Origin of the sequence: Paenibacillus sp. FSL k6-2145 (genome assembly GCF_037976585.1) — a bacterium.
GTDB lineage: Bacteria > Bacillota > Bacilli > Paenibacillales > Paenibacillaceae > Paenibacillus.
In genome coordinates this window covers 4,260,690-4,276,200 of record NZ_CP150267.1, presented here as the reverse complement: position 1 = coordinate 4,276,200, position 15,511 = coordinate 4,260,690, and the positions used below count along the sequence as shown (strand labels likewise).

The 15,511-nt window shown below is 45.7% G+C and carries 7 protein-coding genes and 1 tRNA gene; 2 read left to right on the top strand and 6 right to left on the bottom strand.

Translation table 11 applies throughout. From position 1 onward, the window contains the following. Positions 1 to 9 precede the first annotated feature (9 nt). Positions 10 to 8,058, bottom strand: coding sequence for an immunoglobulin-like domain-containing protein (locus NZ043_RS19045; protein ID WP_339309057.1), 8,049 nt, complete (start codon positions 8,056 to 8,058; stop codon positions 10 to 12). A 447-nt stretch (positions 8,059 to 8,505) separates the two neighbouring features. Here NZ043_RS19045 and NZ043_RS19040 point away from each other — a divergent pair, with 447 nt between their 5' ends. Then, positions 8,506 to 12,126 (top strand): S-layer homology domain-containing protein, encoded by a 3,621-nt coding sequence (locus tag NZ043_RS19040; protein ID WP_339309056.1) that lies wholly within the window; start codon positions 8,506 to 8,508, stop codon positions 12,124 to 12,126. A 246-nt stretch (positions 12,127 to 12,372) separates the two neighbouring features. Here the strand turns inward: NZ043_RS19040 and NZ043_RS19035 are convergent. Then, a tRNA-Ala gene (locus NZ043_RS19035) sits at positions 12,373 to 12,445 on the bottom strand. Between the two features lie 185 nt (positions 12,446 to 12,630). Beyond that, the gene (nrdR, locus tag NZ043_RS19030) at positions 12,631 to 13,098 is read right to left on the bottom strand and encodes a transcriptional regulator NrdR (protein ID WP_036609807.1); all 468 of its coding nucleotides are present in this window, start codon (positions 13,096 to 13,098) and stop codon (positions 12,631 to 12,633) included. A 116-nt stretch (positions 13,099 to 13,214) separates the two neighbouring features. On the opposite strand from nrdR, the gene NZ043_RS19025 reads away from it, so the two are divergent. Beyond that, positions 13,215 to 13,436 (top strand): alpha/beta-type small acid-soluble spore protein, encoded by a 222-nt coding sequence (locus NZ043_RS19025; RefSeq protein ID WP_091032511.1) that lies wholly within the window; start codon positions 13,215 to 13,217, stop codon positions 13,434 to 13,436. Positions 13,437 to 13,517: 81 nt separating this feature from the next. Here NZ043_RS19025 and NZ043_RS19020 read toward each other — a convergent pair whose 3' ends face one another. From NZ043_RS19020 to NZ043_RS19010, 3 genes are read right to left on the bottom strand one after another with little or no spacing between them, the layout of a single operon-like run. Next, on the bottom strand, positions 13,518 to 14,081 hold the full coding sequence (locus tag NZ043_RS19020; RefSeq protein ID WP_091032514.1) for a lytic transglycosylase domain-containing protein: 564 nt from the start codon (positions 14,079 to 14,081) through the stop codon (positions 13,518 to 13,520). Further along, positions 14,078 to 14,674, bottom strand: a complete 597-nt coding sequence (gene coaE, locus NZ043_RS19015) for a dephospho-CoA kinase (RefSeq protein ID WP_339309055.1) — start codon at positions 14,672 to 14,674, stop codon at positions 14,078 to 14,080. Before coaE ends, NZ043_RS19020 begins: the two co-directional genes overlap by 4 nt. Before the next feature lie 9 nt (positions 14,675 to 14,683). Then, the gene (locus NZ043_RS19010) at positions 14,684 to 15,499 is read right to left on the bottom strand and encodes an MntP/YtaF family protein (RefSeq protein ID WP_133384195.1); all 816 of its coding nucleotides are present in this window, start codon (positions 15,497 to 15,499) and stop codon (positions 14,684 to 14,686) included. Positions 15,500 to 15,511: the final 12 nt, after the last annotated feature.

Sequence of the window (15,511 nt, the reverse complement as noted above, 5' to 3'; positions counted from 1 at the left end):
TTCACGTGTCTACATCAAACCCAACACATTATAGATCATCACTGCTGCTTCTGCACGGCTAGCATTCTTCTTCGGTGCAAACTCATCGTTGCCCACACCGTTTATTATGCCCGCTCCCTGAATTGCCTCTACCGCTTGCTTCGCATAACTTGCGATGTTTGCTTCATCCTTGAAGGCTGTAACTTCACCACTTGCTAACGCTAGTTGCTTCATTTGGATCGCCTTGTATACCATAACCGCCATATCTTCTCGCGTAATGTTCTCATGAACTCCGAATCTTCCATTTGGTTTCCCGTTCACAATCCCCAGCTTCTGCGCGGTTGCGATATTTCCATGGTACCATTCTCCTTGCTTCACATCACTAAAACTTGTCGTTGCGCTCTCATCCGATAGCTCAAACATATTCATCAGCATGGTGATGAATTCTGCTCGTGTCACTCGACCATTCGGATTAAACTCTCCGTCGCCTACACCCTTCACAATGCCTCTTGCTCCCAATGCTGAGATTGCATCCTTCGCCCAGTCTTGGGTCACATCCTTAAAGCTCGTTGCAACATACGCTACCGTATACTTGAGCAGATACGTTGGCTTGAACTCTACTTTTCCTGTCGCTGCATTGTATTTACCATTCGTCACCACTCTTAACTCTCCGTTGTCCTTCACATCGTATACGACGACGTTGTTTGGATTTTCGTTAGCCTTTAGTGTGTATGGCAATGCAATCACGAGATCATCTCTGCCATCAAACTCTGTAAGTTTCTTACCATCCATCGTTAGCTCGATATCGTATACGACTTCACCGTTCAGCTGAGCTGGGGCGCCAGCTGGCAGTTGATTAGCTGCGATTTTCTTAATCGACAATCCTAACGTTTTCCCCGCATTTGTTCCTGTTCCAAGCAGTTCGGTTGCCACGGTTACGACTGCAGAGCCTGTGTTGATCTCGATGCGATCTACCGTAGAAGATCCACTTGTTAAACGCGGATCTACGGCTAGCTCAATCGTTAGCCCGTTCAAGCTTGCATCAGCTTCAACTCGCATGTGTAACTTACCGCCTGTCATTTGATCAAGCGCACGCTTCATTGTATCCGCACTTAACTTCACTTCAGAAGTACCGCTCTCATTTACAACTGGTTTAATATTTATTTGGCCGTTGTCCATGACCACTGGCTCACTTCCACCTGGAGCTGTTGGTACTGTAGGTGCAGGGATGTTACCGTCACCGCCACCATTTCCATTACCACTGCCTGGTGCTTGTGGTGTTCCATCAACCAATGGTGTTACCGTTACCGTAGCGCTGGATGATAAACCACCATCCACTGTAGTTACTGTAATCCTTGCTGTTCCTGGTGCCACCGCTGTTACTTGACCTGTCGCACTTACAGTCGCTACAGCTGTATTGCTTGAGCTCCATGTTACTGCTTTTTTCGTTGCATTAGCTGGTGCTACCGTAGCTGTCAATTGCCCTGATTGACCTTCTACGATGGACAACGTCGTTTTGTCCAAGCTAATTCCGCTAACGGGTACGTTCGTCCCGTTGAGTGCATCATACTCACTTTGTGTAATTGGAATTACCGTTCCGTGACGCGGACTAGCCGGTAAGTTGTAGTTAGAAGATAATGTCCAGACACCTGATGCAAGATTGGTTGTCTCGAATGGAACATAACCTCTTCCACCAAACTCATCTACGAATAAATACCATTTTTCATCTGTATTCGATTTGAAGATCGTTGGACCCTCGACCCATTTGATGTTACCAACGCCTTGATTAATCATCTTGAAGGTTGGATCTAAGATCGAGTCACCCACCTCTTGGAAGATCATCTTGCCAAATGGAGCAGAAGCTCCGTTGTTTTGCTCATCCTTCGTAAAGCGATACACTTTTCCTTCATGCTCAATCATCGTTGTGTCAATGATGGAATATCCATAATCCAAATATACTTGCGGTTCAGTAAACGTATAGAAATCTCTTGTCTTGCTATACATCATTTTTTGATAAGCACTGCCTGTATGAGATGCATCCTCAAACATTCTTGATGCCCAAAATACGATATATTCACCCGTTGTCTTGTCGTACATAATTTCTGGTGCCCATGTATTACCCGCTTCTTCCGGTGCAACCTCTACCATGCGTTGATCTGTCCAGTTGACTAGATCATTCGATTCCCAAACCATAATGGAACGACTGCCCCATGTCTGTGCTCTACCCCAGTTACCATTGCCGTTAATTTTCAGATCGGTAGCGATCATGTAGAACTTGTCACCTTCAGGCGAACGAATAATGAACGGATCACGTACCCCTTTCTCCCCTAAGGTAGAGGTCAATACCGGTTTACCATCATTCAATTCTCGCCAGTTCAACGGATCATTACCGTTACTTAGTGCAAAGTAAACTTGCTCGCCTGTTGAAGTACCTTCTCCAGTGAAATATGTGAAAAAGTATCCCGCATAATTTTCATCAGCAGGCAGTTCCTTCACCTTTGCAATGAATTCCTTCGTAGTGGATGCTGAATTTAATGTAATCGTAGCTGTAAGCTTCACGTCTACATTTCCACTACCGTGTGCCGGACGTTTTACTTCTCCAGTAACTGAAACGACGTTTGTTTGTACAGAAGCCCAAGTAATTGTTGTTCCATATAGTCCAGATGCTGGTAGTGTTATATGGCCTCTTACATCATTAATGTTATGAACGACTAGTGCTGCTTTTGCTTCATCTACAGAAGTGCCATCGTTTGGCAATGCCTTAACCGTCAACTGAAAAGTTTTGTTAACTGTCTCTGTACCATCTGTAAATACTGCTGTTAACGTTACAACTTGATCACCTTTTGCGTTAGCTGGTCTAGTTACGGCACCTGTAGTTGAGATGACATTCCCCTTATCTGAAGTCCAGCTTATTGTTGTGCCATAAGCACCTGATGTTGGCAATGTTACATTGCTTATAATCGTATCTTTTGATGCATTAGAAGCAAGAAGATCATTAATCGTTAATTTCTCTGTCGCAGCCGATACAAGCATGCCCTCCATTAAAGCAATCTTCTGATCTGAATGGGCCTTAAGTGATGTAATATCTGCCGCAGTCATAGCACCATCATAGATTTGGAAGTCTGCAATCATACCACCGAAGTATGGATCAGCTGGATAGAATGACTTACCGATATATCCACTACTGCCTGAAGTATTTTTTATTTGTTCTAGTGTCATTCCATTCGTTGAGCTTGATGCAACAGCAACACCATCAATATAAAGCGTTAGTGTACCATCCGTGCCTGAAACAACAGTTGTAACTACTTTCCATTCATTATTCTTTAAGCCCGTGGTAGAAGTTGATGACTCATTATTCCAAGCATTCGTCGCGATACCAAGGCGAGCTAGACCGTTAGCGTTATAACGTGGTGTGAAATACGTATAGTGCGTGTTATTGTCTGGTCTTCCTAATGCATACAACCACTCCGCAGCGTTTTTACCGCTCCAGTTCACAATGGATGAAACGGTCATATCCGTTAATCCATCGAGTACTCCTTGTGGTAGCTCTACATAAGAGTTAGTTGTGCCACCAGTAAAGCTTAGTACACCAGCATCTTGTGTACGAATCCATTCAGCTTTAGACGGATTCATCCATTTTCCGTTGAAGTTTCCTGTTTGGTCAATAACCATGGCACCATCGATATCATTCATATCGTAGTGAAGAATGAGCTCTGCCCCAGATGGCTGCTCTACTGGAGGAGTAACGTCTTCATCAGCTAATGTTGCAATCTCTTCAACGGATAATGCACGATTATAAATACGGAAATCATCCAATTTACCATCAAATAAACTATGAGAGCTGTTTCTCGATTTACCAATATAATTCATCGTTGTTTCCAGTAACATTCTCGGCTCAACGTTAAATGTCGAGCTACGTTTAACCTCTTGACCATTCACATACAATACTGCATCAAATTCATCCATTGTAATTGCAATATGCTGCCAAGTCTTCGTTGGTAATAGCCCGGAATTTCTCACCGCATATTTATATTCTGATCCCAGTCGCGTGCTGTCACTGCTAAATTTCTCTGTAAAAGGTGTTACGACAGCAAACTCCAGACTATCTGTATCCCCTTGTGTGCTCAAGTACATGGTGTTGCGGTTAACCTGTCTGCCTGTCTCGGAAGCAAAATCAAATATTCTTTGATTTGCTTGATTTCTGTCCATTTGAACCCATGTAGAGAACGTAGCCTTCTCAAGATTCAAGGATTGAATCAAGTTATCTGGCAGCTTCACATATCCTGTTGTTCCATTAAGCTCTAGTGCACCACCCGTTTTACCGATACGATCCTCTTCATTAATCGTTGCTCCACCTACTAGTGTTGCGTGATGACCATTACCAGAAATGTCATTCAACGTTGTACCATTCACTGTATTTGCATCAAATGAGTAATGTACAACCGGGTCTGTTGATGGTGCTGGACCTTTCCATGCATACTTCTCTTGCAAAGCATCATACTCTGCACGTGAGATTGGAATTACCGTTCCGTGTCGTGGTCCTGGCGGAAGTGCATATTGATCACTACTTAATACATTGTTAATATATTGCGTGCTACTATCCAGATCTGTTGTATATCGGACATGATATGGCCATGAATCAAGGAACAGATACCATTTGTCTTTATTATTATCCTTAAAAATCGTCTGCCCTTCGTTGTTTCCATTATTTCCGATCAAGCCAAGTTTATTATCACGGGTACCCGGAACAGCGTTGTATTGAAGGCCGTTTGCTGCAATACCGTCCTTGTCATCGTAGAAAGTTGGTGCTTTCTCCACATACACTTTAGTATTCACTTCTGATTTGGTGAATCGGTACAACATATCATTATGCTCAATAAACGTCGTATCAATGGTTGGAAGTGACTCATCAATCATGACCTTTGGCTCAGAGAAGTTATAGAAGTCTCTTGTTGTTGCGTAGTACATCACATTGTACTGACCTTCCGGTCTTCCGTTATAGTCACCATATGTCTCTGTGTTTTTCATCGATGATGCCCAAAATACGATATACTCTCCAGTTACTGGATCATAGATAGCTTCTGGTGCCCACGTATTTCCTCCAGTCTTAGGAGCAACCTCGATCATTCGCTGCTCGCTCCAGTTAACGAGATCCTCTGACTCCCAAACCATCATGTAATGACTGCCAGTAATTTGAGCTTGGTCGAAATCGGTACTTTCACCCATTTTCAAATCCGTGGCCAGCATATAGAATTTATCCCCTTCTGCTGACCGGATCACGAATGGATCACGAAGTCCTTTTTCACCCATATCGGATTGAAGGATCGACTTACCATTATTCAGCGCTTTCCAGAACAATGGATCTTCAGCTGTGGCGAAGGATACCTCTTCACCGCCCTCATATTCACCTGTAAAGTATGCAAAGAAGTAAGCATCATGCTGTACTGGCGCAATTGCTTGTTTAATCGTAACGTTAAGCGTAAGCTGTTTAGAAGCTGCACCGTTCGTAATTGTAGCTATTAGCGTAACGGGCGTATCCGTAGCTTGACGGCTTACCCAGCCTAGCTGTGTAACGTTACCAGCCGCTTCAGCCGTTCCTTTAACAACTGCCGGTCTGCTAGATACCCATGTAATTGCGGAGCCTTGTTCACCTGTAGTGACAAGACGTAAGTTACCTTTAACGTTGTCAGCATTGTAGATCTCTATCTGTTCAGCATCTAAATCAACCTTCTGCTGATCATCGAATTGCTTCAAGATCGTAACAGGGAATATAGCTGTAGTCGATACGCCTTGATACGTTAAAGTGGCCGTAAGCTCTGCCTGAACATTACCTGCCTGAACAGCTGGACGTTGTACAGTGCCATGGTTAGAAATGACATTAGGATGACTAGAACTCCAAGTAATGCTCACGCCGTTTTTACCGCTTGTCGGTAATGTAACGTTTCTCGTTATCTTATCGGTGCTCTTATCGCCTTCACCTAAGTAAGTACTGATGTCAAGTTGATTCGCGGCATCATCAACAGTGAGCTGACGTATTTTTGAGATGTGAGTTGCTCCCTCTTGTTGATATAACTCGCCTACTTCTTGCTCCGTCAACGCGCGATCATATACTCGAAAATCAGCTACGCTACCTTGAAGGTATGGATCGTTTGAGAAGATTGATTTACCGATAAAGCCAGAGAAAGTAGCATCCGGATTAATAATTTCTGACAGCTTTAGTCCCTTCGCATTACCTGAAGCAACCTTAACTCCATCCACGAATAACGTTATCCTATTGCTAGCTTCGGACAAGGACACCGTTACATGCTTCCACTGCCCACCAATCAGGTTTGAGTTTGCGCTACCTGTAACTAATGCTTCGTTTGGCCAGCCATTTTTGGAGATACCTGTAGCAATCATATTACCTGATCCGCTACCGTGACGTGGTGTTACGAAGAAATATTTGTTCGTTTCTGGTGTTAATACCGTACCCAAACCGAAGATCCAGCGATTCGTCCCATCATTCGTCCAGTTCACGATTGAAGATACTGTAATCTCATTCAGACCGTGTAGTAGATCTAGTCCATTTGAGCCCTTAGGAATCTCAACATGCCCACTACTAGATGTAGAGCTTCCACCATTGAAGGAAACAAAGCCAACCTCACTATTTGAAATGAATTGTCCATTGTTTGGATTTCTAAATATTCCGTCAAATGTAACTGCCTTGTTGGCAACATCCTTCAGTACGAGTTGACCGTCTACTTCTTCGGTCGTTTTCATGTTGTAATGAAGAATAAGATCATCTTTTAGCGATTTTCCCTTAACGGTAAGGGCTGATGTAGCTGTAAACTCTCCATCTTCCGTCTGTACCGTAATTGTGGCTGTACCTTCACTAACAGCTGTAACTTTACCCGTTGAATTGACAATCGCTACACTGGAGTCACTAGATGTCCAGATAACTCTTTTATTCGTTGCATTTGAAGGTGAAATAGTAGCCACTAATGTTTCGCTGTCCCCCACTGATAAAATAAATGTAGGTTCATTAAGCGAAACATTCTTAACGGCAATCTGCTCAATAGAGTCATCCTTAGGTAGTAAGGTAACAATAAACTCCTTCGTTGCCTGGCTTCCACCTAAAGAAATGGTTGCAGTTAACGTCACTTGTTGTTCCATTTCTCGTAAGAACACTTCACCAGTTGGACTAACCGCACTCTCATCACTAGAAGTCCATGAGATCATTGCGCCATTCTTATCTTCAGTAGGTAGTTCAAGAGATTCTGTAACTGCCGATATATCACCTAACGTTAGCTCTATTTTGCCTTTTTGTACTTGCTTGTCATTAAATGATTGTTCATATACTACAGCGATATCTTCATTATTTAGTGCCTCTCCGTAAATTCTTAAATCTTGAAAGCTGCCCGCAAAAGTAGCATCCCCTAAATAATTGGAGCGACCGATGTAAGCATGCAAATCCGTACCAAAATTTGCTGTTGTTTTCTCTTTGGCGGTCGTGCCTATATGAACACCGTTAATATAACCTGTAATAGAGCGTTCTGTAATAACCGTCGTATAGTGAACCCATTGACCTTTGTACTGTGACGTAGAAGTGCCTGATACCCCTACCTCAGTCGTCCAAGGCTGGTCAACATTATTGCTATTCGTAAATACTGACTTAAAATCACCACTTGGATTCGATGGATTCAACATCCAGTAATTTGTTGGCAAGTTATTGCCAGCTGCTGGCGTACCGTAGAATAATGCTGAGTAGTTCCCACTCCCCGTGTTGCTCTTGATCCATACAGAAATCGTTGTATTTTCTTGATGATCAAACAAACCCGTAGGAAGCTGAACGTAGTTCGTATTACTATCTGTTCCCCCAGGTAGAGTGAGACCATCGGTGTACGTAATATTTCCTACGGCCGTTCCATGCTTTTTATTACCTGATATATCCTGTACATCCTCAAGCAATGGATAATGCGCCAACATCGTTGGTGTTATTGTGTCCGCTGAAGCTTGATTGCTAAATGGCAGAACAAGACTAAAACAGCTACTAAAGGTCAAAAGAAAAGCTAACATTATGATTGAAATCCGTTTTCGCATAGCATTCTCCCCTTCGGTTAATATTCAGAAGCATACAACCCCTTCTCACCTTTAAAACTAGACCACCTCGCTCAAGGAAATAGAGAAGCACCTTAAAAAGAATGCGCTTACATTTCTTCTCATATTACGTATTCAAGACTTTCAATTCAATGTACTATCTTGTTAATAATGTGGATTTTTTTATTGCAATTTGAAATTGATGCAGACTGCAACACCATTCATATGAAGCAATCTACATGCACAGATGCGTACAAGATTATCAAAACAATAAAACGGCATCTCTGCCGTTCTAGATGTTTACGTATGGTTTATGTGTAAATTAAAGGATTTAACCCCTGATAAACTTAATATATATAGTTGGGCGCTTGTCATATGGACAATGTGTCCAAATACGATGCGGGTAAGCCGTGGGCGCACCCGATCGAAAAATAAGGAGGATTTTCATTTATGCCAAAACGATTTAGCAGAATGCTCGCGTTCCTCTGTTGCTTGGTAATGGTGGCGTCGCTATTGCCTACCAGCTATGCCGCCGCTACTGACAACATCGAGAACGCAGAAGCGAATGAAACACCCACCGCCATTTTTGGAACTCCCGAACTCGGGTCAAACGACCCACTCTGGAGCCAAACAATGGAGCATCACATCAACAAAAGCACTGTGCCCACCGACCCAAGACCCCATGCCACGGGCACAGCCAGAATCCTTTGGGATCATGACTATCTGTATGCCCGCGTAGTTGTACAAGACAGTAATCTATATCAGGGAGCCGGTGGAGATCACCGATACGACAGTCTGGAGTTTTATGTTGGCACCGGAACCTCAGGCTCAAACCAATGGCGCGTCAGCGCGACGGGTGTGTTTTCAGGGCAGGCCGCTCCAGGCAGAGCTGCATGGACCCAGATCACGGAAACAGGATATATCGTGGAGATGAGAATACCCAAAAGAAATTTGATCTTACAGGAGGGAATGCTTACCTTTGAGGTTTACATTAATAACTCAACGGAAAAGGGCGGTGACCGCTATGAAGTCGTTTCCAGTTTCGGAGATCCGGACGCGGCTTATACCAGCTCTGTTTCATTTACAGACAGCCTGCAGCTCACCTTAGCCAATGAAGTGGATAACAGATTATCAATCACCGCAACTGCAGGTCCGGGGGGCCGAATAACGTTGAACCCACCCGGCGATGTTCTGAGAATAGATCGAGGCTCTAACAAAGAAATTACGTTTACCCCCGATTACGGCAAAGTTGTGGATACTGTAACGGTAGACGGCGAGATCGTAACTCTATCTGCTGGCACGTATACCTTTACGAATATTGAAACAGACCATACCATTCATGTGACATTCAAAAATGATCCGGACGCGGGGATACTCCCCTTTATCGTATGGAATGACAACTTCGCCAGTGGCGAATACACAACGGCTGTCATCATTGACTTAGGCGAGGGGAAGGCTGCGTTAGGCTCCGAGCTTAATCCGGGCTTGTTTACTTTGTCAGCTAGGAACACGACTCTGAACGGCGAAGCGGTGACCTTTGAAGGGACGCGCAAGATCACTAGGGTATACGCTAATGACGAGCCAAAGGTACGCGGCTATGTGGGGCAGGTTAGCAATTCACCCGATTATCAGGACGGACTGGAGAGCGGTCGTTACATCGTCGTTGAGTCTGAGTTTTATTCAGAGAGCGGCGGCAATACAACGCTGGATGGCAGCAGTAACTCGACAAAGCAGGTTTACACCATTGTCCAAAACGGAGAGATTGTACTGACAGAAGGAAATCCGCTTCACAACGTGGTTTTTGAACAGGAAAAGGTTGTGAATCCAATCCTCGATAAGTTCACTACTTTCACGGACAATTCGGTCAATCGTTCGCTCTACCTTCACAGGGATGATGATGGTAAGGTGATGAAAGGATTGCCACTGTATGTTTATACTCACGGCATGTCACGCGGCGGCACAAACGCTGCGACAGACCAAAAAGCGGCCATGAAATCCGCCAACGGCTCAGTCGCTCTAATGAAAAAGATGGAGCAAAATCCCGATAAGTACGCCAGCCATGTACTGAATATTTCCTATAATGGCGTATCTGTTCCCTCAACAGAGAATGTTAAGAAGGTCATAGACGCCTTGATTGCTAGCGGCGAAGTAGACTCTAACCGTGTTTACGCGGCGGGCTTCTCCTGGGGCGGCCAGTATACCAACAACTTAGTTAACAGCTATCCTGGCTTCTTCGCTGCCGCTGCACCTATGGCCCCGGTAAGTGGTTCACCGAACGCTAAGGACAATGACGCTCACAACAACCTGGCCTATTGGATGTTTGTAAATGCTCATAATGTTGGAGGCTACCAGACTAACCTCAATAACTTCATCAATAACAATATGCCGAAAATGATCAACGCAAGGGCTTCACGCTTTGAGAGTAATGAGGCTCTTACGTGGCCCTACAATCAATTTGATCAGCCGAATCTGAGGCCTAATCCTGCCAATACACCTGTTATGGCTGATTATATAGCACATGAAGTGGAAGCAGCGGTTCTTTACAATCAGATCACTATGGGAACTTGGAGTATAGCTCCTACGGCGCAGTCCTCTAACTTGCCGGCTTGGAACAATGACTACACAGATGTCTTTGATTGGATGTTCGCGCAGAGAAAACCGGTCGTGCCCGGTGCTCCGAGCGGCTTCAAGGCGACAGCGGGTGACGGACAGGTCACATTGAGCTGGACTGCTCCTGCTGACGACGGTGGCAGTCCGATATTGGGCTACAAGGTATGGTATGGCAACGTAACGCCGGTCACACTGGATGCGGCGGAGACCAAATATACCTTCAAGAACCTGACAAACGGTCAAGGCTACAGCTTCACCATCATCGCGGTGAACGCAAAGGGCGACGGCGCGGAGATCAGTGCGACGACGACGCCGATGAAGACGACGAACCCCACTGTGCCTGATTCTGGCGGCAATACGGGCAACACCGGAAATACCGGCAACATCGGTAATACGGGCAACACTGACAATACGGGCACCGGGACAGACGCTGGAACGCCAAAGTCGACCTACACAGTGAATACACCGAAGGATAAATCCGCGGTCACAGACAAAAACGGCAACACCACCCTCCCCGGTGGCGGCGAGATTACGACCAAAGGCGGGACGAAGATTAAGGTGCCCGAAGGCACAACGATAGACTCAAACGGTAAGGTAACCATTCCGGCAGACAAGAGCGCCGAAGTGACACTACCCGGCGGCAACAGCACAGTGACTATTTCGGGTGGCTCGACGATATCGAGCGACGGTACGGTCACTGTAGGCGGCAAAGACGCGCATGTGGACCTGCCAAACAGCAACCAGCTGCATATCCACGACGGATCGAAGATACGGAGCAGCGGAGCGGTTGTGGTAGGACCGAGCGGCGCAAGAGTTGGCTTAGACAACGGCATGTCGCTGAACATCCGTGAGGGTACGGAGCTGGCGTTTGATGACGCCACCCCACTGGGCTTCCTCGTGATAACAGGCAATCCTTTCAGGGATGCCAACATGGACGACTGGTTCTACAACGATATAAATTTCGCCTACACATACGATCTTTTCAACGGCACGACGTCCACAACGTTCTCACCCGGCACCGCAATGACGCGTGCAATGTTCGTGCAGGTACTGGCCAATCTTGAGAACGTAAACCTCTCCAGCTATACGAGTTCCCGCTTTAGCGACGTGACGGACGGACAGTGGTACACGGCGGCAGCCGAGTGGGCGGCCGAAAAAGGCATAGTCAACGGTACAAACGCAGACCTGTTTGACCCCAATTCACCGATGACGCGCGAGCAGATGCTGGTGATCCTGTACAACTACATGAAGTACAAGGGCTATGAGATACCTGAAAGCCACTCAAAGTCCTTCGCGGACGAGAGTGAGATCAGCTCTTGGGCATTGGAGGCCGTTCAGGCACTGCGGGACATCGGCATCGTATTAGGCAAGCCGGACAACTTTTTTGCTCCCAAAGCCAACGCCACCCGCGCCGAAGTAGCCACGATCTTTGTAAGGTTCGTTGAATATCTGGTTAAGTGAAAGCGTATACAGAAAAATACAAACCCCTCCGGTTGGACAATATCCAGCCGGAAGGGTCTCCTTGTTTTCAAACTGTACTTTTTTGACAACTCTACGATCAGGACTTTAAACCCTCGATTTTTGCATCTAGAATATTCGTCCCCAAGCTCGACCCCAAGTCCAAAATTCTACTTCATTAATAAATGTTCTGATTTATTTCACCACAAAAAAAACGCCATCGCAATAATGTGATGGCGTTCTTGATTATGGAGCCTAGGGGGATCGAACCCCTGACCTCATCGCTGCCAGCGATGCGCTCTCCCAGCTGAGCTAAGGCCCCAGGATATGAAATAGATAACTTGTCCAACACTGCTACGTTCCACAGGCGACTCCTATATCATATAAAATCCAGCTTTCGCTGTCAATCACTTTTTCATGATCCAAAGTGTTTGGAGAAGAACAACCGATTTCACTGGCACATACGGACTGGAACTCCAGACTGCTCTTCTCCCTTTACCCACTTCACTAATCCTCCAGATCGTCTTTGGACAACAGGGATTTCAGTTCTTTCATGAACATATTGATATCTTTGAACTGGCGGTATACCGACGCAAAACGGACATACGCCACTTCATCGACCGGAAACAATTGTTCCATCAATAGCTCGCCAATCTGGCGACTCTCAACTTCAGCATCAGCTGTATTACGCAGAGATTTCTCCACTTCAGATACCATCATTTCCAGGGTCTCTACGGAGACTGGACGTTTCTCACAGGCACGAATAAGCCCGCGGAGAATTTTATCCCGGCTGAACTCTTCACGACTGCCATCTTTCTTAATAACAATCAGTGGAGTCTCTTCAATCATCTCAAACGTTGTAAATCTTCGGGCACACTGCTCACACTCACGGCGACGACGAATGGATTTTGCTTCGTTGGCCGGACGCGAATCAAGCACTTTGGTACCCATATAACCGCAATAAGGACACTTCAAATCAGATCACTTCCCACGTTTTACTTTTTACCACATATTCCCTGTACTGATTTTGTAATGAAAAACGCATTGCCTACACATAATACTTTTACCAACCCGCGAGGAGGTGAACAGCAATGGCACAAAGCAACGGTAACTCCAACAACCTGGTGGTAACTAGAGCTTCCGCAGCCCTCGAACAACTGAAATACGAAGTTGCTCAAGAACTCGGAATCAGCATCCCACAAGACGGATACCAAGGTAACATGACTTCTTACGAGAACGGTTCGATCGGTGGATACATCACGAAGCGTCTGGTAACAATTGCAGAACAGCAATTGGCAGGTCAATACCAATAATATCTGCATCGTAATACGCTACAAGAGGAGCATGGAGCGGCCGGTGAATAACCGGCCTGCTCTGTGCTTCTACTTATATACTTAGAACGTATTATAGATCTTTACATACTGATTATAATAGTAAATGACTCTTTGTACATAGTGACGCGTTTCACCAAACGGAATATCTTTCACCGTATCAAACGAGCCATCCCATACACCATCTCTAAGCCAACTGTTCACTTTGCCTGGACCCGCATTATAGGCAGCGATCATAACTGCTTCATTGCCATCGAATTGATCGGACAGATTTCGCAGATACCATGTACCTAACTGAATATTGCGTTCAGGCTCGTGCTTTAATTCCTCCAGCGAAGTGTCGGGAATTTTGGCTTGTTCCAGTATCCAGTTGGCCGTGTCTGGCATCAGTTGCATGAGCCCAATGGCTCCTCGTTTGGATTCCTTGCTTGTCTTGAAATTGGTCTCCACCTTGATAATGGAAGCAATCAGAAACGGATCAACCTCATAGCTCTGAGATTGGGTACGAATCTCTTCCTTATAATGAATGGGATAGAACCATGCCATCCAGTTTGTATTCAGAAATAATACCAGTACAAAGGACACAAACATCAACAGCAGTACACGTTTCTTGCGTAATACTCTCATAACAAACCCTTACGCTGTAGAAATGAGTCAATTTGCTGCTCCGTCGCAGACCATAAGCCGCTGTTATCAATGACAATGTCTGCCAGCTGTTTTTTGCGCTCAATATCCATCTGAACATCCATTCGTGCCTCAGCCTGTGCTGCAGTCATTCCATCCCGACTCATCAAGCGATCTCGTTGGATCGACCTTGGAACATATACAACCATGACTTCCTCGAAACCATCTTCCAGACCTGATTCATAGAGCAAAGGAATATCTGACACCACAAGTTTATCCGGATGTTGCAATTCGTATGCAGCAGCCCGTTCGCGCATCTCTCTTCGGATCGCCGGATGTGTAATAGCCTCAAGTGCCTTTCGTTCCTCAGGTTGTTGAAAAACAATACTCCCAAGCTTTTTCCGATCCAGTGTTCCATCTTCGTTCAGTATGGCTTGTCCAAACCGCTTAACAGCGGCGGCCAACACGGGATGCCCGGGCATCATAACTTCCCGGGCAATAACGTCTGCATCGATGAGCAACGCTCCCTTACTGGCGAGATAGGCGGAAACACTGCTTTTGCCTGTCGCGATCCCGCCGGTTAAGCCTATATTCATCGTTTCACCTCATAACAGCTTCATTATTCCCATAATCATTAACAATAGTGCTGGCAATACAGACAGTCTTCGCATCCAGCGCAGAGCTGAGAATCGTAGGCCAACCTTCATGCCGAGTGACAGAAACGCCCCACTAAACAGTGCAATAATGAGTGCTGTCCATAGTGTAGGGAATCCCAGAAGTGCCGCTCCCAAACCTGCTCCAAACGCATCCAGAGACAGGGCAATACCAAGCCACATCGCTTCCTGGGCAGATATACTCCCCGAGTTATCCATATCCGCCTTGGAGGGACTGCGAAGGATCTGAATGACAACGCCCAGCTTGCGCAGCTCCAGTGTAAATACCATTCGTTCCAGTGATCCACTTGAAGCCGACTGTTCCAGATCCAGCGCGAGCACCTGATTCCTGCCCTTTGAATCCGACAGTTTCTCTTGTGCTTCTCCCATCCCAGTTACCGTTGCTTCTCTTCCCTCACCCGTTCCAGTGTCTGTTTCCAGCTGTTCTTTGCCTTGCTTTCGAATAAGTTGCAACAATGACCATGCGCCAATACCTATCAATATGACGGCTCCCACAATCGAAGCGATATCCGGTGACACCACATGGGACAACAACACACCTACTTGCATCGACAAGGCAATAACCAATCCCGAACAGATCGAAATAACAGCGATAGATAACAGGGGAATCTTAGTCCTCCGTAACCCATATGTAATCCCGACTCCAAAACCATCTAAACTAAGCGCCAAAGCAAGCGCCAGCAATGAAATAAAATGATGCAGCACCCCGGACTCCTCCTCTGTGCGGTACTCGTGCCAACTGAAGATGCCAGTATGGGT